The organism is Caloramator mitchellensis, assembly GCF_001440545.1.
GTDB classification, from domain to species: domain Bacteria; phylum Bacillota; class Clostridia; order Clostridiales; family Caloramatoraceae; genus Caloramator; species Caloramator mitchellensis.
Window position 1 is genome coordinate 232762 of the sequence record NZ_LKHP01000002.1, and the last position, 21441, is coordinate 254202.

General features: G+C 34.4%; 24 protein-coding genes. All 24 read right to left on the reverse strand.

Annotation, left to right across the window (positions count from 1 at the left end; all coding sequences use genetic code 11):
* Nucleotides 1-168: 168 nt before the first annotated feature.
* Nucleotides 169-1323 carry a non-hydrolyzing UDP-N-acetylglucosamine 2-epimerase gene (wecB, locus tag ABG79_RS02705; protein WP_057976860.1) on the reverse strand — a complete coding sequence of 385 codons (1155 nt, stop codon included), beginning with the start codon at nt 1321-1323 and terminating at the stop codon, nt 169-171.
* 9 nt (nt 1324-1332) lie between these two features.
* Complete coding sequence (locus tag ABG79_RS02710; protein WP_057976862.1) at nt 1333-2355, reverse strand: glycosyltransferase family 4 protein; 1023 nt, start codon at nt 2353-2355, stop codon at nt 1333-1335.
* Between the two features lie 351 nt (nt 2356-2706).
* Entirely contained in the window at nt 2707-3150 is a 444-nt protein-coding gene (locus tag ABG79_RS02715) for a deoxycytidylate deaminase (protein WP_057976864.1), read from the reverse strand.
* Nucleotides 3151-3158: 8 nt separating this feature from the next.
* On the reverse strand, nt 3159-3791 hold the full coding sequence (gene upp / locus ABG79_RS02720; RefSeq protein WP_057976866.1) for a uracil phosphoribosyltransferase: 633 nt from the start codon (nt 3789-3791) through the stop codon (nt 3159-3161).
* A 12-nt stretch (nt 3792-3803) separates the two neighbouring features.
* Nucleotides 3804-4253 (reverse strand): ribose 5-phosphate isomerase B, encoded by a 450-nt coding sequence (gene rpiB, locus ABG79_RS12605; protein ID WP_057976868.1) that lies wholly within the window; start codon nt 4251-4253, stop codon nt 3804-3806.
* 54 nt (nt 4254-4307) lie between these two features.
* Nucleotides 4308-4754 (reverse strand): low molecular weight protein arginine phosphatase, encoded by a 447-nt coding sequence (locus ABG79_RS12610; RefSeq protein WP_057976870.1) that lies wholly within the window; start codon nt 4752-4754, stop codon nt 4308-4310.
* A gap of 10 nt (nt 4755-4764) precedes the next feature.
* Nucleotides 4765-5799, reverse strand: a complete 1035-nt coding sequence (locus tag ABG79_RS02735; protein ID WP_057976871.1) for an L-threonylcarbamoyladenylate synthase — start codon at nt 5797-5799, stop codon at nt 4765-4767.
* Between the two features lie 10 nt (nt 5800-5809).
* Nucleotides 5810-6541, reverse strand: a complete 732-nt coding sequence (locus ABG79_RS02740; RefSeq protein WP_057976873.1) for a ZIP family metal transporter — start codon at nt 6539-6541, stop codon at nt 5810-5812.
* A 57-nt stretch (nt 6542-6598) separates the two neighbouring features.
* Nucleotides 6599-7207 carry a hypothetical protein gene (locus ABG79_RS02745; RefSeq protein WP_057976875.1) on the reverse strand — a complete coding sequence of 203 codons (609 nt, stop codon included), beginning with the start codon at nt 7205-7207 and terminating at the stop codon, nt 6599-6601.
* Nucleotides 7208-7216: 9 nt separating this feature from the next.
* On the reverse strand, nt 7217-8293 hold the full coding sequence (prfA, locus tag ABG79_RS02750) for a peptide chain release factor 1 (RefSeq protein WP_057976878.1): 1077 nt from the start codon (nt 8291-8293) through the stop codon (nt 7217-7219).
* Between the two features lie 82 nt (nt 8294-8375).
* Nucleotides 8376-9233: a peptide chain release factor N(5)-glutamine methyltransferase gene (gene prmC / locus ABG79_RS02755; protein WP_057976880.1), complete on the reverse strand. Its 858-nt coding sequence runs from the start codon at nt 9231-9233 to the stop codon at nt 8376-8378.
* A 13-nt stretch (nt 9234-9246) separates the two neighbouring features.
* A complete protein-coding gene (locus tag ABG79_RS02760; RefSeq protein WP_242859297.1) occupies nt 9247-10089 on the reverse strand; it encodes a DUF1385 domain-containing protein in 843 nt (280 codons plus the stop codon).
* A 416-nt stretch (nt 10090-10505) separates the two neighbouring features.
* On the reverse strand, nt 10506-11420 hold the full coding sequence (locus ABG79_RS02765) for a transposase (protein ID WP_057976882.1): 915 nt from the start codon (nt 11418-11420) through the stop codon (nt 10506-10508).
* A gap of 106 nt (nt 11421-11526) precedes the next feature.
* Nucleotides 11527-11736 (reverse strand): DUF3006 domain-containing protein, encoded by a 210-nt coding sequence (locus tag ABG79_RS02770; protein ID WP_200956782.1) that lies wholly within the window; start codon nt 11734-11736, stop codon nt 11527-11529.
* Between the two features lie 52 nt (nt 11737-11788).
* Nucleotides 11789-12364 carry a thymidine kinase gene (locus ABG79_RS02775; RefSeq protein ID WP_057976883.1) on the reverse strand — a complete coding sequence of 192 codons (576 nt, stop codon included), beginning with the start codon at nt 12362-12364 and terminating at the stop codon, nt 11789-11791.
* 48 nt (nt 12365-12412) lie between these two features.
* On the reverse strand, nt 12413-12628 hold the full coding sequence (gene rpmE / locus ABG79_RS02780) for a 50S ribosomal protein L31 (protein ID WP_057976885.1): 216 nt from the start codon (nt 12626-12628) through the stop codon (nt 12413-12415).
* Nucleotides 12629-12823: 195 nt separating this feature from the next.
* Entirely contained in the window at nt 12824-14191 is a 1368-nt protein-coding gene (rho, locus tag ABG79_RS02785) for a transcription termination factor Rho (RefSeq protein ID WP_057976887.1), read from the reverse strand.
* Nucleotides 14192-14489: 298 nt separating this feature from the next.
* Complete coding sequence (gene fsa, locus ABG79_RS02790; RefSeq protein WP_057976889.1) at nt 14490-15137, reverse strand: fructose-6-phosphate aldolase; 648 nt, start codon at nt 15135-15137, stop codon at nt 14490-14492.
* Between the two features lie 2 nt (nt 15138-15139).
* Complete coding sequence (locus ABG79_RS02795; protein WP_057976891.1) at nt 15140-15532, reverse strand: hypothetical protein; 393 nt, start codon at nt 15530-15532, stop codon at nt 15140-15142.
* A gap of 33 nt (nt 15533-15565) precedes the next feature.
* The gene (locus ABG79_RS02800) at nt 15566-16768 is read right to left on the reverse strand and encodes an ArnT family glycosyltransferase (RefSeq protein WP_057976893.1); all 1203 of its coding nucleotides are present in this window, start codon (nt 16766-16768) and stop codon (nt 15566-15568) included.
* A 302-nt stretch (nt 16769-17070) separates the two neighbouring features.
* Nucleotides 17071-17745, reverse strand: coding sequence for a glycosyltransferase family 2 protein (locus ABG79_RS02810; RefSeq protein WP_057976897.1), 675 nt, complete (start codon nt 17743-17745; stop codon nt 17071-17073).
* 54 nt (nt 17746-17799) lie between these two features.
* Nucleotides 17800-19410: a CTP synthase gene (locus tag ABG79_RS02815; RefSeq protein WP_057976900.1), complete on the reverse strand. Its 1611-nt coding sequence runs from the start codon at nt 19408-19410 to the stop codon at nt 17800-17802.
* Nucleotides 19411-19528: 118 nt separating this feature from the next.
* The gene (locus ABG79_RS02820) at nt 19529-20170 is read right to left on the reverse strand and encodes an MBL fold metallo-hydrolase (RefSeq protein WP_057976902.1); all 642 of its coding nucleotides are present in this window, start codon (nt 20168-20170) and stop codon (nt 19529-19531) included.
* Nucleotides 20171-20275: 105 nt separating this feature from the next.
* Nucleotides 20276-21178, reverse strand: a complete 903-nt coding sequence (locus tag ABG79_RS02825; RefSeq protein WP_057976904.1) for a sigma-54 interaction domain-containing protein — start codon at nt 21176-21178, stop codon at nt 20276-20278.
* Nucleotides 21179-21441 lie beyond the last annotated feature (263 nt).

Consider the following 21441-nt stretch of genomic DNA (forward strand, 5'->3'; position numbering starts at 1 on the left):
ATCCATAAAGATATCGGTAAGATTTATTCAACATATTCTAATTTTAGCACTTTATCGACATAAGACAACTTTGTTATTCTTATAATTATGGTGATTTTTTTGATTATTGCTTAAAATAACCAATCCATTGATAGATTCCTTTTATTTTATATGTTTTTCTTTGATTTTCTAAAAGCTATTAAACTCATCAGGTCTTTTCTTATATATTCCGAAATAGTATAGGATTGAATCAGCTATTCTTTCTGAAGCCTTTCCATCTCCATAAGGATTAATAGCATTTGCCATCTTGTTATATGCTTCTTTATCTGTTAATAAATTTTTAATATTTTGATATACATTTTCTTTGTCCGTTCCAATTATCTTTGCTGTTCCTGCTGAAACCGCTTCTGGTCTTTCAGTAACATCTCTTAGAACTAAAACTGGCTTTCCGAGGTGAGGTGCTTCTTCTTGAAGTCCACCCGAATCTGTAACAACCATATAGCTTTTATTCATAAGATTATGCGTCTCCTTAGTATCAAGAGGTGGCAATAAATGAACCCTAGGCACATCGCCTAATACTTTATAAGCAACTTCCTTTACGGCTGGATTAAGATGAACAAGATAGATTATCTCAACTTCTTCAAAATCTTCAGCAATTCTTCTTAAAGCAGTGCAAATATTTTCAAGCGGCTCTCCCCAGTTTTCTCTTCTGTGGGCAGTAACCATTATAACTTTTTTATTCTTATAATTTATTTCATTTAATTCCTCAGTTTCGAATCTATATGATTTTTCAACAGTTGTGTTCATTGCATCTATAACAGTATTTCCCGTAACAAATATATCTTCTTGCTTAACTCCCTCTCTCAAAAGGTTCTCCTTTGCAGTTTTGGTTGGAGCAAAATGTAAATCCGAAATCGCACCAGTCAGTTTTCTATTCATTTCCTCTGGAAATGGGAAATATTTGTTAAAACTTCTTAAACCAGCCTCAACGTGACCTACCTTTATTTGGTTATAAAAGGCTGCAAGGCTTCCTGCAAATGTAGTTGTCGTATCCCCATGAACTAAAACTATATCTGGCTGTGACTTTTTAAATATTTCTTCCAAGCCCTCTAATACCCTTGTTGTGATGCCAGAAAGTGACTGCCTCTGCTGCATTATATTTAAATCATAATCAGGCTTTATTTTAAAAAGCTCCAAAACCTGGTCAAGCATTTCCCTGTGCTGCGCTGTAACACAAACAATGGATTCAAATTGTTCTCTTTTTTCAAGTTCTTTAACAAGAGGAGCCATTTTAATTGCCTCTGGCCTTGTTCCAAATATCGTCATAACCTTAATCTTTTTCAAAATAACACCTCATTTCTTACTTAATAGTCCAAACTCTATTGCAAATGACAAAGTTACGGCAAAAATAATAATTAAAAGTGCAAAGGATTTTTTAGCAGTTAAAAGCATTGCAAGCACCGAAACAATTCCAAAAACGATGCTGACAGAATACATTATAAGAACAACTTGTTTTTGATTGAGCCCCATATCAAGTAGCCTATGATGAAAATGGCCTCTGTCAGCCTCAGATATCGGTCTATTATTTATTTTTCTCCTAATCATTGCAAACAATGTATCATAAATTGGAATACCAAGGGCTATTATAGGAACTGCAATTGCAAATGCTGCCGCCGACTTAATCGCCCCTTGAATCGAGATAGCTGCAAGAAGAAAACCCAAAAGCTGTGCCCCACTATCTCCTAAAAATATCGAAGCTGGATTAAAATTATATGGTAAAAAACCAAGACAGGCACCTGACAATACAAGAGTCATAATAACAGCAATAGACCTTCCACTAATCAATGACACAAAGAAAAGGGATATTGCAGAAATAAAACAAACTCCTGTTGCAAGCCCATCAAGCCCATCTATAAGATTTAACGCATTTGTAATGCCAACCACCCATAAAAAAGTGATTGCCGTTCCAATATAGCCAATATAAAGTGATTCCCCATTTGCAGCAAATGGAATCGTTAGGAACTTTACGTTAACATCAAAAAATATCAAAACAAGAGCTGCTGCTATTTGAAAAAATAATTTATACTTAGGCTTTAAATTTTTTAAATCATCAATAAATCCACCTATAAATATTATTGTTGAACCTATTATAATTCCGTAAACATGCCTATCCAATGTTGAATAAATCAATATCCCAGCAATAAACGCAATATAAATAGCAACTCCACCAATCCTAGGAATGGGTTTATTGTGAATCCTTCTTTCATCCTTTGGCACATCTACAGCGTTTATCTTAAACGCAAGCTTTTTTATAATCGGTGTCAATGCAATTGAAATTGCAAAGGCAGTCAAAAAAACTAATATAAACAAAATCATTACATCACATCCCATTTTTCAAAACTCATTCAGAATAATTTTATCAAAAAAATTACAATTATTATATAGTTTTTAAAAAATTTTTGGGGACGGTTCTCAATTTTATCTCGTCTGAAAAAATTGGACATCCATGTCGTTCTTGCATCATTTTAATCAGATCGTTTTTGGGACGGTTCTCAATTAATTCTTATTTATGAAAATTTAACTTTAAAAAGTATTTAGGAAGTCTTGTCTAAATTTTTTCGGATAAAATAAAATTGAGAACCGTCCCTAGGTTATCTCAGAGTAAAATAAATTGAGAACCGTCCCTAAAAAGGGCTGGGCACCATTTAGTGCCCAGCCCTTTAAATATTAATACTTTAAATTTACAACTTCAACCCCTGATTCATTTAGCATCTGCATTGAAAGTTCATCAGGATAGTCCCCGCTGTAAACGATTCTTTTTATTCCCGATGCGATAATAAGTTTTGCACATATGATACAAGGTTGACTTGTTATATATATTGTTGAATCTTCAATGGAAATTCCATATTTTGCAGCTTGAACAATTGCGTTTTGTTCAGCATGCAAAGCTCTGCAAAGTTCGTGTCTTTGTCCCGAAGGAATGTTTAACTTTTGCCTTAGGCATCCCAACTCTTCGCAATGACTCATTTTTGGAGGAACTCCATTATATCCTGTTGTTAGTATTCTATTATCCTTGACTATTATCGCCCCTACCTGACGTCTTAGGCATGTCGAACGCTTTTTTACAACCTCAGCAATTTCCATAAAATATTCATCCCATTTAGGCCTCATAAATTCACCTACTTAGTTCCAAATATTCTATCACCAGCATCTCCAAGCCCAGGAACTATATAGCCATGGTCGTTTAAATACTCATCTACTGCAGCAACATATATCTCAACATCCGGATGGTCATTTAAAACTGCTTCAATTCCTTCCGGTGCTGCAATCAAGCACATTAATTTAATATTTTTAGCTCCCTTTTCCTTCAAAAGGTGAATTCCATCGCTCGCTGAACCACCTGTTGCAAGCATTGGGTCAACAAGTATTATATCTCTTTCCGATATATCTGAAGGAAGCTTGCAGTAATATTCAACTGGTTTCAAAGTCTCTGGGTCCCTATAAAGACCTATGTGCCCAACCTTTGCCGCTGGAATTAACTTTAGCATTCCGTCAACCATTCCAAGCCCAGCTCTTAAGATTGGAACAATAGCAACCTTTTTTCCTGTCAGCATCTTTGCTTTAGTCAAACAAATCGGAGTTTCAATTTCAACCTCCTCAAGTTGGAAATTCCTTGTAACTTCATATGCCATAAGCATAGCAATTTCTTCAAGTAGTTCTCTAAAATCCTTTGAACCAGTATTCTTATCCCTCATTATTGACAGTTTATGCTGTATTAGTGGATGGTCAATTATTGTAACTCTCTTGTCCATTATAACTCCCCCTTATTTCATATATTTGTTTTCAATATCAGATATCTTATCGATTCTTCTTTGATGTCTTCCACCTTGGAATTCTGAAGATAAATAAGCTTCAACTATGTCAATTGCAAGTCCAGGACCTGTAATTCTCTCACCAAGTGTCATAATGTTTGCATTGTTATGCTCAACGCAAGCCTTTGCTGAAAAAGTATCTGTAACATGTGCAGCTCTTATACCCTTCACTTTGTTTGCTGCAATCGACATACCTATTCCTGTTCCACAAACAAGTATTCCCTTTTCAAACTCTCCCTTTGCAACAGCCTCCGCAACTGAAAGGGCAAAATCAGTATAATCACAGGATTCAGTTGAATTTGTCCCAAAATCAACAACTTCAATCTTTCTTCCTTCAAGATGTTTTTTAATAACTTCCTTTAAACTAAGTCCACCATGGTCAGATGCTATTGCAATTTTCATTTGCACTCCTCCTTTTTATATACAAAAAAGGAAAGCCAAGGCGATAATACGCCCTTAACTTTCCTTTATTTTACTGATAATTTTTTCAATAGCTTGTTTAATTTCATTAGCAGTTTGTCTATAAACTTCTAAATTTCCACCAAATGGGTCTAAAACGTCTTTATCTTCATTTATGTATTCAAAAAGTGTATATACTTTATCTGAAAATTGTGGATATTTTGATAGAATCGCGTTTTTATGACCCAAAGTCATCGTAAGGACTAAATTAGCTTCTTTTAGCATTTCTTCTGTTAAAGGTTTGGAAATATGTTTAGAAATATCAATGCCTATCTCATCAAGGGCTAAAATAGCATTTTCAGAGGCTGATGTTCCAAATGTTGCAAATACTCCTGCAGAGGAAACTTCGGCTGAAAGATTTTCTTTACTTAACAAATGTTTAGCAATACCTTCTGCCATTGCACTTCTACATGTGTTCCCTGTGCATACGAAAAGTATTTTCATACTCAACCTCCTAAACAAAAATAACATTGTTTCCTGCAGCTTTTTTGAGCCTATTCATAATTGCCGCAAACAATCCTCTTTCTTCAAATCCAATAGAGTATATAAAATCAACTTCCATCTTGTCAAATTCCCTTAACGCATCAAAAAGATTTGCTGCGATAAGTCCAGGGCTTTCAATGCTTCCAAGGCTAATCTTTACTTCTGCATCAACCTTTTCTATCGTCTCATCAGTCATCATAACTCCAACTTTTTTGCCCTGCTTTTTCATATTATACACATTTTCATTTATATAATCAACAACTTTATTCAAATCACCCATTATAATATTTAAAGGAGATTTTGGAGCATAATGCCTATACTTCATCCCAGGGGATTTTGGCTTAAAATCCTCATTTTTTATGGCAGGGTCAATTTTAACGACTCCAACAACTTCCTCAAGGTCTTCCTTTGTAATAAAACCTGGTCTTAGGATGGTTATTGTCCCCTCTGTAGCATCTACAACCGTTGATTCAAGCCCCACCTTTGCCCTCTCGCCGCCTATTATCATATCAACTCTTCCATTCAAATCCTCGATACAGTGTTCAATACTCGTTGGGCTTGGTCTTCCTGAAATATTAGCGCTTGGTGCAGCGATAGGACAGTTTGAGAATTCTATAAGCCTTCTTGCAAGCTTATTCTCCGGCATCCTTATCGCAACGCTATCAAGCCCTGCAGTTACAACATCGGGTATAAGATTAGATTTAGGCATAATAATTGTTAAAGGTCCCGGCCAGAATGCTTCCATAAGTTTTTTTGCGTTTTCAGGGATATATTCAACATATCTTGATATATCAAAATCAGCAACATGGACGATTAATGGATTATCCTGCGGCCTTCCCTTTGCAATAAATATTTTTTTACATGCTTCAGGGCTTAGTGCATTAGCACCCAGCCCATAAACCGTTTCTGTTGGAAAGACGACAAGTCCTCCATTTTGTATAACTTGCGCTGCTTCCTTTATTTTTTCTGTATCTCTTTCGTTTATATAATAAACTTTTGTATCCATAGATTGCCTCCTAAAGGGAAGATACTAAAATTAGACCAAGCAAAATACCAAGTAGCGTAGAAAGGGTTGAAATAAAGCCTCTAAATAACTCCTTGCTCTCTGGTATCAATTCTCCAACTACAATATAAAGCATTGTTCCCGATGCAAAACCAAGACACAATGATATAAAAAATCGCGATAAATTACCGAGAACTGCTCCAACAAACGACCCTACTGCTGTCGGGAGTGCAGTTAAGGCAGTTATTAATAGTATTTGCCAGCTCTTGAGATTGCTATTTATAAGCGGTGCCGCAACTGCTGCACCTTCTGGAATATCATGAAAAGCAATTACAAGAGATATTTTTGTCCCAAGGCTAATACTTCCCACAAATCCCGTTCCTATTGCAAGCCCTTCTGGAAAATTATGGGCTGCAAGGCCAAGTGCTAATAAAAGTGCAGTTTTAAAATGCCTTCCGTATCTTTTTACAATATTAAATTGTGGAAGAAATGAGTCAAGCATAACTGCAAAAATAATTCCAATAATTGTTCCAATAAGAGCGGTATCAAGCCCTCCTGTTTCAATAGCTTCGGGAATTAAATCAAAAGTGACAACGGATAGCATAAGCCCTGCTGCAATTCCAATTATAGACGACATAAAAATATTATTTGATTTTCTTATAGTAACAATAACAAGAGCACCAAAAGTGGTTCCAACTGCACAAACTAACGTTCCTATTAAGGTAATAAATAATATATTATCCAAATTTTCATCTCCCCAAAAATTCTTCTTTATTAATTTATTTTAGGGAGTTAAAATATATTACGACAAATTATATTCTTCCATAAATTGTTTTACATATTCCATTGCCATTCTTGAGAATTCAGCTTCAAAACAGTTCTTATATAATTTAAATAAATAATTAAATTTCTTATATCCACCATTTTTGATGATATAGTAATAAAAATCATCATTTTCATACTTTTGATTGAGAAAATTTGAAATTCTTTTTAAATTGCTTTCCTTTTCGGCACTTGCCTTAAGACTTATTAGCTTTTTATTCCTTTTAACTTTATTAAGAACTATTATAATGTCAAATATATTTTTACCCTGGACGACATCTACATAAACAACCTTTGAAGTTTGGAAAGAAAATGGTTCACTTAAAAAACTGCGTATTTTTACCCTGTTATCGGCAATTTCAAACTTAAATCTGGTTTCTACGTAGGTTTTGATAATATTGACTATAAGAAGAATTTCAATCACAACTGCGTAGAATATAGTAAAATAAACCTCCCAGCCAGTAAGTAGCTGAAGGTTTATTATCATGTAGGTAAAATAAGCAATCAATATTAAAATAAAATACGATAAAAAGTAATTCCTTTTTATATTAGCCCGTTCCCTTTTTAAATTCTTCTTAATTGAATTCATAATGCGGGATTATTCCCCGACCTCCTTTAATTTTTCTGTTTGGTCTGCGGTTATAAGGGCATCGATTACTTCGTCAATTTCTCCATCCAAAAATGCTTCTAATTGATATATAGTAAGTCCAATTCTGTGGTCCGTTACTCTACCCTGTGGGAAATTGTAGGTTCTGATTCTTTCGCTTCTGTCACCAGTTCCAACCTGGCTCTTTCTCTCTGCTGCAATCTGGCTTCTTTGTTTTTCAAGCTCCATTTCATATAGCTTAACTCTAAGTATTCTCATGGCCTTTTCTCTATTTTTTAACTGAGATTTCTCATCCTGGCACGAGATTACTATTCCAGTTGGCATATGAGTTAATCTAACAGCTGAATCAGTTGTGTTAACGTGCTGTCCACCATGTCCGGATGAACGGAATACGTCTATTCTAATATCGTTAGGATTAATTACTATATTTGAATCAACGTCTTCAACTTCTGGTAAAACTGCAACCGTAACTGTTGATGTGTGTATTCTTCCGCCGGCTTCAGTAACTGGAACTCTTTGAACTCTGTGGGTTCCACTTTCGTATTTAAGCCTTGAATATGCACCCTGACCCTTAATCATGAATATTACTTCTTTATATCCTCCAAGGTCGTTAGGGCTTGTTGATACAAGTTCTGTTTTAAAGTTGTGTCTTTCTGCGTATCGTGTATACATTCTGTAAAGCTCTGCAGCAAAAAGTGCAGCCTCATCGCCGCCTGCTGCAGCCCTTATTTCAATAAACACGTTTTTATCATCGTTAGGGTCCTTAGGGAGAAGCAGAACTTTAAGCTCTTTTTCAACAACTTCCTTCTGTTCAAGAAGTTCCTTTAATTCTTCTTCAACAAGTTCCTTCATTTCCCTATCCAAATCATCGTTTAATAATTCTTTATCGTCATCTATTCTTTTTAAAATAGTTTTATATTCTCTATATTTTAAAACTATCTCTTCTATGGAATTGTGCTCTTTGCATAGCTTCTGAAACAAATTATTATCTGCAATAACTTCAGGGTCGCTAATCTTTCTTGACAAATCCTCATATTTTTCCTCAATGAAATCAAGCTTTCCTTGCATCTTTTTAACCCTCCATCAATAAACTCCAAATAATTATTATAATTCTTATCACAAAAAAAAGCAAATATTAGTGCCATTAGCTTTACATTTTGCCTTGCCACAGTGCTGTAACAACCCTATCAAGTCCTGCATAATCCTTATATAATTTTATTTCATCAAAACCATTTTGATATAGAATTGTTTTTACTTCCTCACCTTGATTGTGCCCAATTTCATAGGCAATAAAACCGCCTTTTTTAAGGAATTTTTTTGATTGAGATGTTATTTCTCTATAAAAGTAGAGCCCATCAACTCCTCCAGAGAGCGCTGTGATTGGCTCAAACTTTCTAACTTCATCCATCAATGTAGCTATTTCTTCATCTTTTATATAGGGCGGATTCGATACTATAAGGTCGAAGGATTCAAAAGAATTTTCGTCAAAAGCTGATAGTAGATTTGACTTTACGACTTTTACCCTATCATCAACTTTATTTAAAATTGCGTTTTGCTTTGTAAGTTCAAGTGGGACATCCTCTATGTCGACAGCAAAAACTTGAGAACCGTCCCTTTCCTTTGCAATGCTAATGGAAATAGCGCCACTTCCACAACCTATATCGATTATTCTTGGGCATTTAATATCTTTAATTAATTCTAGGGCTTTTTCAACCAATACTTCGGTATCAGGTCTTGGAATCAAGACACCTTCCTTTACTAGAAATTTATTGCCGTAAAATTCCCAATATCCTATTATATATTGCAAGGGTCTTCCACTTATCCTTTGACTTAATGCATTTTCAAGTTTACTTTTTTGCTCATCAGTTAGTTTTTCATCAGGATTGCAATATAAATAAAGTTTATCTTTATTTAATACATGACCTATCAGTATTTCAGCCTCATGTTCCTGTTTGTTGTGTTTATTTAAAATTTCCTTTGTATATTTAATCGCCTCAATAATAGTCAAATTATCACCAGCCTTAATTTTCAGTTGGTAAAATGCGTTTTATAGCTTCTATTGCAACTTCTATCTGGCTATCGTCCGGCTCCCTTGTTGTTAGGTTTTGCAGCATAAGCCCTGGATATGCAAGAATTTTAGATAGTTTGCTCTCTGATTTTCCGAGCCATTTAATAAGCTCATAGGATATTCCAGCTACAATTGGTATCAAAATAATCCTTGACAGTATTCTTATCAAAAAGTTAGGCCACCCAAAGAAACTGAATATAAAAATACTAATTATCATAACTATTAAAAGAAAATTTGTCCCACACCTTGGATGCAGTCTTGTAAATTTTCTTGCATTCTCAACGGTTAACTCTAATCCATTTTCATAACAATAAATACTCTTATGCTCAGCCCCATGATATTGAAAAACTCTCTGTATGTCCTTTAATTTGCTTATAAGTCCAATGTAAGCTAAAAAAACTAAAAGCCTTATGATTCCCTCAAGAATGTTAGTATATACCCTTCCAGGACTTTTTATTAGCCCAGCTGCAAATGTAGGCAAAACAAAAAACAATAGTGCAGCAAAAACAATTGAAATAACTAGGCTAAGACCCATCTCAAAATCCTTGTATCTGCCCTTCAATTTATCCTTCATAAACCTTTCAAGATTGCTTTCCTCTTCTTCAAAAAACTCAGCCGAATAGCTAAGCATCCTAACCCCTACAACAAGCGAATCAACAAACGCCGCCATTCCTCTTATAATAGGCAAACTAAGCAACTTATGCCTCTTATACAGTGGCACATTATCCTCCACCTTAACCTCAATCTCACCGTTTGCCTTTCTCACTGCCACTGCAATTTTCTTTGGCCCTCTCATCATTACCCCTTCAAGCACAGCTTGCCCACCTATGGGGACGGTTCTCAATTTATTCTCGTCTCTGTTCAATTTAACCTCAACCTCCTTGGGGACGGTTCTCAATTTATCCATATCTACAAAAATTTTCACAATTTCAATCAACATACGCATCAAAACATCATACGTCTATAGCTTTACTCGGATCACTCGTAGCTTGTCCACTTATATTCCAACCCAATTCGTAACATAATAAATTGTATTTATTAATTATAGTATATCTTGTCCAAATATAAAAGACTCAAATTACACTTTAAGAACAAAGTTCAAAAAATCAAATTCCGCAAAAAGTTTGATTTTCTATTTTACTAATTTACCCCAAATTTGATATATGAAATATTGCTTCTCTATTCCATATATATTTAATTCTGGTGAAAGCCTCATATAATTTTTCTATCCAAAAATTTATTTATCAAATCCTTATACTCATCCCTTGTCATAATCAATTCATAACCAATATTGCAAAGCTTGGATACCCTCGAAAGCGTTACACCACCTATAACTTCACAAATTTCTTTATATTTATACCCGCACAAACATCTCATTAAAAATACAGCTAAAGCTCTATATTCCGTAGCCTTCCTATTATACTTCATATGCAGCATTTTTCTATCAAGCCCTATTGTCTCTTCCATAAACTTAATTATATCTTCAGCTGAATATTCACGTCTTAAAATTATCCTCTCGCTTCTATACTCACCAGGTTGGTCCTCAAATTCTATAATTTTTTTCATCTTCTTTTCGTTACAAATATTAACAAACTCAAAATATTTTTCTCTTGCCCTTTTAACATTCTTCCCAAACAAACCCATAATAAAACTTTCATCTAAAACGCCATACTTATCATGAGTCAATCCAAGATAAACACCTAAACTCGAGAACTCGTATGCCTCTAAGTTTTCCCTATATTCTTTTATAGCAAGTGGATTATTATGCACATAAGCAGAGAGCGTAATAAGATATCTATCATCCTTAACAGCAATACTCCTAAACCTATCATGGAAAAGATGTCCATGCCTCTTATATTTTTTATTGAAATATTGAACATAACGCAAATTTATACCATGCATTATTTTTGAAATATCATAACCGTTTGAATCTACGATAAGATGGACATGATTTGTCATTAAACAATAAGCGTAAATTTTAAACTCGTATTTACCTTGATATTTTTTTACAATATCAAAATAAGCTCTTTTATCGTTATCATCCCTAAACAAATCGACTTCAGAAATGCTCTTTGACATTATGTGATAAACAGCATCATAAGCCTTAACTCTTGCAACTCTGGGCATACTATCAACTCCATTCCTAAAATTTCATTCATAGTATGCCCAGATTATATATTATTATTCAGTTTTTGAAATAATTATAGAAAATGTTTATATCTACTATTCAAGCCTAATCTTCCCATAAGTCCAAGTATTTCTTAGCTTTCTCTTTTCTCTTTTGCGTCTCACAATAGTCTATAAAATAATCTCCAGCAAAAACAACTACATCGCCTTCCCTTGCTGCCTCAGGCAAAAGTTCTTTTTTAACATTTTCAACTTCACCTTCGTCCCACACAATAACAGCAAATTCACCTTCAAACCTATCAATAACGCCCATCATAACGATACCCCTAAACAAATTTTTCTATGTAAGAATAAATTGAGAACCGTCCCTATTTCAAAATTATATGACACTTGCGACAGCGAGCCTCATAGGCTTCCTTAGCGCCAACCAGAACAATTGGGTCGGTGTATTTAGCAGGTCGCCCGTTTATAAGCCTCTGGGTGCGCGTCGCAGGATTTCCGCAAACCACACATATAGCTTGTATTTTATCAACAAATTCTGCTATAGACAATAAATGCGGCACTGGTCCAAAGGGCTCTCCCCTGAAATCCATATCAAGCCCAGCACAAATAACTCTTTTTCCCTTATCAGCAAGTTTCTTGCAAACCTCGACAATTTCATCATCAAAAAATTGAACCTCATCGATTGCAATTACATCAGTATCCTCATCAATAAACCTATATATATCAGAAGCCTTCTCAATAGAATACGCACCTTCTTTATCCCCATTATGCGAAACAACTTCTGTAATACTATATCTTATGTCGATAGATGGTTTAAAAACTTGAACCTTCTGTCTTGCTATTTTAGCTCTTTTTATTCTCCTTATCAGTTCCTCACTTTTACCCGAATACATTGGTCCAACAATAATCTCAATCCATCCGTGGTCCTTTGGCCCATACATAGCATACCCTCCCTCTAAAAGAAAAAGACCGGAACTCCGGTCAGCATATTATTCTTCGTGCTTGATATTGTATTTTTTCATGAACTTTTCTAGTCTTCCACCAGCTTCAACAATCATCTTTTGCTTTCCTGTGAAGAATGGATGGCATTTTGAACAAATTTCAACCTTTAATTCCTTCTTTACAGATCCAGTTACAAAAGTGTTACCACATGCACACTTAACTACTGCTTCATGAGTATAATTTGGATGAATACCTTCTCTCATCTGCTTCACCTCTTTCTAATAACTTTATGGAAATATAATTGTTATTATATACTTTCCCTATTAACCTTTAAAATTATAACATACGAAACATATTTTATCAACTACTTTTTACTTTTTATATTCTATTATTGCAAATGCATACAAATTGTGTCAGATGCTAATCAATTGAGAACCGTCCCCAAGGGTTCCCAAGCCTTAAATTAGCTTGGGGAATAGTTGGACGAATTCCTTGTTGTTCTTGGTTTTTAATAGAGCGTGAATAAGCTTCTCCGTAGCCTCCTGTGATGTTTCAACAGCTAAAACACGTCTCACTGCAAGGACACAGTTGTATTCTTCAGGCGTTAATAGCAGGTCTTCCCTTCTCGTTCCAGATTTGTTTATATCAATTGCCGGGAAGATTCTTCTTTCCTGCAGTTTTCTGTCAAGATGAACTTCCATGTTTCCGGTTCCCTTGAATTCTTCGAATATAACATCATCCATACGGCTGCCGGTTTCAATAAGCGCTGTTGCAAGTATTGTCAAGCTTCCGCCCTCTTCTATGTTTCTTGCAGCACCGAAGAATTTTTTAGGCTGAATAAGCGCTCCTGGGTCCAAACCACCTGATAATGTTCTTCCCGTTGGTGATATTGTTAAGTTATACGCCCTTGACAGCCTTGTTAAGCTGTCCATTAATATAACGACATCCTTTTTAAGTTCAACCAATCTCTTTGCTCTTTCCAACACAAGTTCAGCAACCCTTGTATGATTTTCCGGCTCTTCATCGAATGTTGAATAAACAACCTCTCCCTGAATAGACCTTTGCATATCAGTAACTTCTTCAGGTCTTTCATCTATCAAAAGAACTATCAATATCACATCAGGATGATTTCTTGTTATAGCATTAGCAATCTTTTTCATAAGAACAGTTTTTCCAGCCTTAGGAGGCGCAACAATAAGTCCTCTTTGGCCTCGTCCAATTGGGGCTAAAATATCAATTAACCTTGTTGCAAGTTCGTTGCCCGAAGTTTCAAGAGACAGTCTTTCGGTTGGATAAATTGGTGTTAAATTTTCAAATGATTTTCTTCCAATTATTTTTTCAGGCGGAAATCCGTTTATCTCCTGAAGATACAAAAGCGCCCTATATTTTTCAGACTCGTTTGGAATCCTTGCCTTACCTCTTATCTTATCGCCGGTTCTTAAATTAAACTTCCTAATTTGCGAAGGCGAAACATAAACGTCCCTTAAACCCTGCTGATAATTATCAAGCCTCAAAAATCCATAGGACTGATTTTCAACAAGTTCAAAAATCCCTTCAACTGTATCAGAATCCACCAAAAGCTCCTGCAATCTATTCCTCTTATCAGCATCTATATCATGCAGCTTCATAACCTCAAGCTCTTTTTCAACCTCAGGGATGATTATAGAAATCTCTTTACTAGCTTCATCCTCAGGTTGTTCTTGAATTTTTAAAATCTCTTCTATTAGCTCACTTTTTCTAAACTTTGTTACTGATTTAATGCCCAAATCCTTTCCTATATCCCTTAACTCCTCCAGCGATTTGGTCTTTAATTCCTCAAATTCCATAATTTACCTCCTAGTTCGCGTGTTAAATTTATTTAAAACCATTGGGAATAAACGAAATGAATTAAAAGTTTTCCTTACATTTATATTTCCCTTACAAAATCCATCCAACTCAAAATATAGGTTTCAATTGCTGAAAAAATTATGGACCTGGAAACCTATATGATAAACAGAAATTGATTTACATGATTGAAGTTGACTCGCACATTAGTAATATAATTTTAATTAAAAAAACAAATTTTGTAAAGTAAAAATTATTTAAAAATTATCCCCCAAAATCATACGACTTTGGGGGGCGTAATCACTTCTTAGGAACCTTTTCCCAATCCTTAAGGAATCTATCAATTCCTATATCAGTCAATGGATGTTTAGTCATTTGTTGTAATACATTAAATGGAACTGTGGCAATGTGAGCACCTGCAAGAGCTGCCTTTTCAACATGAATTGGGTTTCTTATGCTTGCAGCTATTATCTCCGTTTCAATTCCATAGTTATCGAATATATTTACAATCTCTTCAATCAGATACATTCCGTCCATTCCTACATCATCCAACCTTCCAAGGAATGGGCTAACATATGTTGCTCCTGCTCTTGCTGCTAAAAGCGCCTGAGCTGATGAAAAAATTAATGTAACATTTGTCTTAATCCCTTCTTTAGATAAAACCTTTACAGCCTTCAAGCCTTCAATTGTCATAGGTATCTTTATTACTATATTCTTATGTATCTTAGCAAGTTCCCTTGCTTCCTTAATCATTCCTTCGTGTTCAAGGCTAATTACTTCAGCACTTATTGGTCCATCAACTATGCTTGTAATTTCCTTTACAACTTCAACAAAATCTCTTCCTTCCCTTGCAATCAAAGAAGGATTAGTCGTAACTCCACAAATAACTCCCCATGCTTCAGCCTCTCTAATCTCATTTACATTGGCAGTGTCGATAAATAACTTCATTATTAAACCCTCCCTAACCTTGATTTATACATAAATCCAAGTGAAATTAAAAATTCCTCAAAATCGCTCTCATATCTTTTAATTATACCATCAACATTATTGTGTTTACCAGCAAAAGCAATCTCAATACCGCTGAAAGGACAATTTACAACCTTTAAAGGCTTTTCTACAAGCTCTTTTACCTTATATCTATATTTATGCTTCTTCTCACAAACAACGCAGTCTATCTCAAAATGCAATTCACCATTTCTTAGTTCATAGCTCAAGACATCATGACCACAGCTGCATTTTAAACAGCTTGATGACTTTGCTCTAAATAAATCTATATTGAATGGAACATATTTTCCGCATTTGCTGCATTTTATTACCATTTTAAAAGTAGGGCTAATAAACATAACTTCACCTCCCTGATTAAAATATTCAACAAATCATTTAAAATTCCTGCTAATGTCGAAAAAAAATATTTTTTGTAGAAGGAATGCCGAAAAGATAATTAAAATAGGCATTAATGGGTATCCATATCTTGAAAAAGTAAAATAAGGAATATAAATTAATACAAAATATATTAATATATAAAGCAAAAAATCACTTAAAATATTCTTCCTTGAAAATAATATCCCCAAAATTCCGGTTAACATTATAAAATTATGCACAAAAGCAACATATTTTAAACCAACTCCAAAAACATCTCTCCAGTAAAACGGCCTTGTAAATAAATATGTAGTTTTTTTAATCAAATACCAATAAACATATCGCCACCCAAATTTTTTTGATTGTGAATAAAATCTAACCCTTGTTAGATAAAGCTCATACTTGTCATTTTCAATTTCATCATCGCCAGTTTCATATTCTATAAAATCAATACTATTGTCATAATTATAATAAGTAGCCTGAAGCATAGGATTTCCGCTTGATAATGTAAAAGGAATGAACCTATCATAAAGATTATAATTTCTTATCCACCAAGGCATCATTATAGCGATAAAAATAACAGCAATAGCGGAACTTACCCGCAACGCAAAAGCGAAATCGATTTTCTTTTTAATCCATACCAGAGCGATAATGATTGGAAAAAGTGCCACAACAGGTTTAAAATAAAGGCTCAGACTCCAAGCAAGACCGCTTAGAATATAATTTTTGAAACTATAAGTTTTTGTCCCCTTAATCGCAAAATAAATGCTCAGCAAAAATAAAAACTTAAAAATGCACTCATTTAGAACCACCTGAGGCACAAAATACTCAGGAAGATACAAAATATCTATTATCAGCGCAACTATTGCAACCTTTTCATCAAAAACTTCCTTGGCAAGCAAATAAATCAAATAAGCTGAAATACCCTGAAGTATATCCTGAAAAATCCTAAACGCAAAAACACCATCTAAAACAGAAAAAAATCTAAAAAAAGCTGCCAATACAAAAGGTAATCCAGGCATGATATAAACAGTGTTAAAATTCTTACTTTTATAAATCAAGCTTCCCTTTTTTAAAATATAAATACCGCTTCTTATATACTTGACATCATCGTTGTTCATAGATGCAAAACTGCCAAGATAAAATTTATTCCCGTAAAGGGCAGAAATAAAGATTAAAACAGCAACAAACAAAAAAATCAATATAAATCTCTTTTTCACAACCATTCACCCAATTAATCGTTTTTAATTTGACCAAGGTAATGTCTTAAAATCCCAACTTCCTGAACAAGCCTTATTATTTGCCTCTGAAGTTTAGAAATAATTATAAGAAGGTAAAATATAGGAAATAGGAAATAAATCAAGAAAGTATAATTTGTGTAGAAATAAGATACTATTAAAAAAATGCTACCATAGATTAAAAGCCACAAAGAAAACTGAAGTTCGATGAACCTCTTCTTAGAAAAATAAAATATAATTGTAAAATATAGTAATATAATTATAAAAACCATATATTCACATCCTTATGGCTTTAATAAAAGCGCAAGGGTAACTTTAAGTGCATAATAAACGGACTTTACTGGAGTTATAGATGACCTTCCCTCAATCCTTTGATTCATCAAAACTGGAATTTCTGCAATCTTTAGTTTGTTTGAATTTGCATAAAGTATAGACTCAACCTCTGGATAATCGACAGGATAATAATCATAAAAAAGGTCAATAGCTCTTTTACCAAAAGCTCTAAAACCAGAAGTCGTGTCGGTAAACCTTTTACCGGTCAGAATAGAAACTAGTAGCGAAAAAAACTTAATGCCTATTCCTCTAAAAAGGCTTGAATCAAAGCTATTTCCACCTAAAAATCTTGAACCTATCGAAAGGTCAGCATAGCTTAAAGCCTCAATTAATTTATCAATATACTCAGCCCTGTGCTGCCCATCTCCATCAAATTGAATTGCTGCGTCATATCCATTTTCTTTTGCAAATTTAATACCAGTTTGAACTGCTCCTCCTACACCTAAATTGCATGGAAGGTCAATAACCCTGCAGCCGCACTGCTTTGCAATCTCTGAAGTTCCATCAAAAGAACCATCATTCACAACAAGCAAATCCTTGCTCGAATAAAATCTATTCAAATCCTCAATTACCCTCTTAATATTTCTTTCTTCATTGTATGCTGGGATAATAATTAAAACCTTCATAACATCACCAAATCTATTTTTCCCAAAAAGCCCAAAAAATATTAAAGGCGCGCATTATTTTGCACGCCTATTTTCAAAAGATGCCTTAACAAAATCTCTAAAAAGCGGATGCGGTCTATTTGGTCTTGACTTGAACTCAGGATGAAATTGAACTCCAACAAACCACTTATGGTTCTTAATTTCAACAATTTCAACTAGCCTATCATCCGGTGAGGTTCCAGCAATAACAAGCCCTAAATTAGTCAATTTGCTTCTAAATTCATTGTTAAATTCATATCTATGCCTATGTCTTTCGTAAACTATTTCGTCTTTGTAAGCATTATAAGAGGATGTATCCTTATCAAGCTTGCAGGGATAGATTCCAAGCCTCATGGTTCCTCCCTTTTCATCTACATCCCTTTGCTCTGGCATCAAATCAATCACAGGATATTTTGTATCAGGGTCGATTTCCGAACTATTTGCACCTTCCAATTTAGCAACATCCCTTGCAAATTCAATAACTGCAATTTGCATGCCAAGGCATATTCCAAAGTATGGAACATTATTCTCCCTTGCATACTTTGCAGCAAGAATTTTTCCTTCAATTCCTCTATCTCCAAATCCACCAGGAACTAATATACCATCGACATCCTTTAACACATCCTTATAATTCTCCATATCAACATGAGCTGCATTAATCCATTCTATCTTAACATCGCAATTATTAGCTATTCCAGCATGTCTTAAGCTTTCAGCAACAGACATATACGCATCATGAAGCTCAACATATTTTCCAACTAGCCCAATTTTAACAGTTTCCTTTTGATTCTTTAGTTTATTGACCATGTCCTTCCATTCCATAAGGTCTGCTTCACCGCAGTTAATCTTTAATTTTTTAACAACAAGCTCGTCAAGCCCCTCTTCATTCAAAAGAAGTGGAACTTCATAAATAGAGTCAGCATCAATATTTTGAATTACGGATTCAGCTGTAACATTGCAGAACAAACCTATCTTTTCCTTTATTTCAATTGATAAAGGCTTTTCAGTTCTGCAGACAATTATATCTGGCTGGATACCGATGCTTCTTAGCTCTTTAACTGAGTGCTGAGTTGGCTTTGTTTTTAGTTCGCCCGATTTGCCAAGATATGGAATCAAAGTAACATGGATAAATAGGACGTTGTCCCTTCCTACATCGAATTTGATTTGCCTGATTGCCTCTAAAAATGGCAGACTTTCAATATCGCCGACAGTTCCACCTATTTCAGTGATAACAACATCGACATCTCTTTCCTTTGCAACTCTATATACTCTTTGCTTGATTTCGTTTGTAATGTGTGGGATAACTTGAACTGTTCCTCCGAGGTAGTCCCCTCTTCTTTCCTTTTGAATTACTGACCAGTAGATTTTTCCGGTAGTGACATTGGAATTTTTAGACAAGTTCTCATCGATAAATCTCTCGTAGTGACCGAGATCAAGATCTGTTTCTGCACCATCATCGGTGACGAAAACCTCACCATGCTGATATGGACTCATGGTTCCTGGGTCGATATTTATATAAGGGTCAAACTTTTGAATGGACACCTTTAAACCCCTAGATTTCAGAAGCCTTCCAAGGGATGCTGCGGTAATACCTTTTCCAAGCGACGACGTAACTCCACCTGTTATAAATATATATTTCGTTGCCATAACGCCCCTCCTTTGTAATATTAACTATGATATTTTACAGCAAATTTTTCAAATTATCAACTGCTATTAATTAATTTTTTATAAAAATTAAAAGGGTAGACAACCCACCCCTTTAAAATTATCTGTAATTCAAAACAACGACTCTTAAATCCTCTCTTGCTAAATCTTCCTGCTTAATTTCAATTACTTGACCCTTTAGTATTTCAACATTTTCAAAATATGCAGTGAAATTATCAACTGGGTCTAAATTGAATTTTAAAACATCGGTTTTAAAATGCATTGGAATAACAATTTTAGGCCTTAAAATGGAAACAATTTCTTTAGCCTTCTCTGCATCAAGAGTATAAATACCGCCAACAGGGATCAGAAGAATATCTACCTTGGAAATCATTTCAACCTGTGCTGGAGTTAAAATATGCCCTAAATCTCCTAAGTGGCAAATCCTCATCCCATCAGTTTCGAATACATAAACTATGTTGTCTCCTCTTTTCTTTCCGCCTTCCTCATCGTGATATGTATGAACTCCAGTTATGTTTATATCCTTCACATAAAAATTACCCACTTTGTTTACAACTTCAAAATTCCCCTTAACGCAGTCAACAAAATTATGGTCAAAATGCTGGTGGCTCATAGTAACTATATCCGTTTCAACCTGTGGTAGATGATAACCAACATTATCATCAAAAGGGTCAGTCAAAATTCTTATTCCCTTTGAATTTGTTATTTTAAAACACGAATGACCAAGCCACTTAATACGCATAAAACCCCTCCTCAATAAATTCTTAAAATATATATATACCTATGTGCAGAAAATAATACTAAAATTTATATATTCCTTATTTTGATATTTTTTCTACAAAATTATTCACAAGCCATATTTTTTTATTTTATATTGCAGCGTCTGCCTCGGAATCTTTAAATATTTTGCTGCATTTGAAATATTATAATCGTTTAAAGATAATGCTTCGGCTATTTTGCTCTTTTCAAACTCCTCAATCATTTCGGCAAGACCTTTTTCGTTAACGATCAAATGCTCTGGAACATCTTCAATAGTGATAACTCCTCCATCTTTAAAATTCATAACCGACTCTAAAACATTTTTAAGCTCCCTTATATTGCCCGGCCAATCATATCTATAAAATATTTCTACAACCTCATTGCTAATTCCTTTAACATGTTTTTTGAATTTTTCGTTATAATATTTTATAAAATACTCACAAAGTTCCTTTATGTCTTCTTTTCTGTCCTTAAGCTCGGGAAGTTTTAAATAAAACACATTTAATCTATAAAATAAATCCCTTCTCAAAAAACCTTTATTTACGCACTCAAACGGCTCTGTATTTACAGATGCAATAACCCTTACATCAACCTTAATTTCAGTTAAGCCTCCTATTCTTCTAACCATCCCATCTTCCAAAACCCTTAAAATTTTTCCTTGAAGCTCAATTGGCATGGAATTCAACTCGTCAAGATAAATAATTCCATCATCGGCAACCTCAAACAGCCCCTTCTTATCTGTAGCCTCAGTAAATGCTCCTTTTGTAGTTCCAAACAAAATGCTCTCCAAAAGATTAGCAGGAACAGCTGCACAATTTTGAACGACCAGCGGCCTATTTCTTCTATTGCCTACTTTATGAATATAATCCACCAAAACCTCTTTTCCCGTTCCTGTCTCTCCATATATTAAAATAGGCGAATCCGAATTTGCGATTTTCTCAGCATACTCCTTAATTTTTATTGTCTCTTTACTTTTCCCTACAAACTCCATTTTCATCACCCCTGTTTGTAGTTATAATACCACAACCTGGGGACGGTTCTCAATTTATTTCTATCTGCAAAAATTTTATCCCATGGGGACGGTTCTCAAATTATTCTTGTTTTTGAAAATTTAGACAATCTATTTATAGACCTAATCTTAATTTTTCAATCACATTTATATTGATTAATTTTTTTAAGGGGTCTCCCTAATTAAAAACATTTGGTTGCAACTATATATATTTAAACTACATTTTTACTTATTATTTTAGTAAA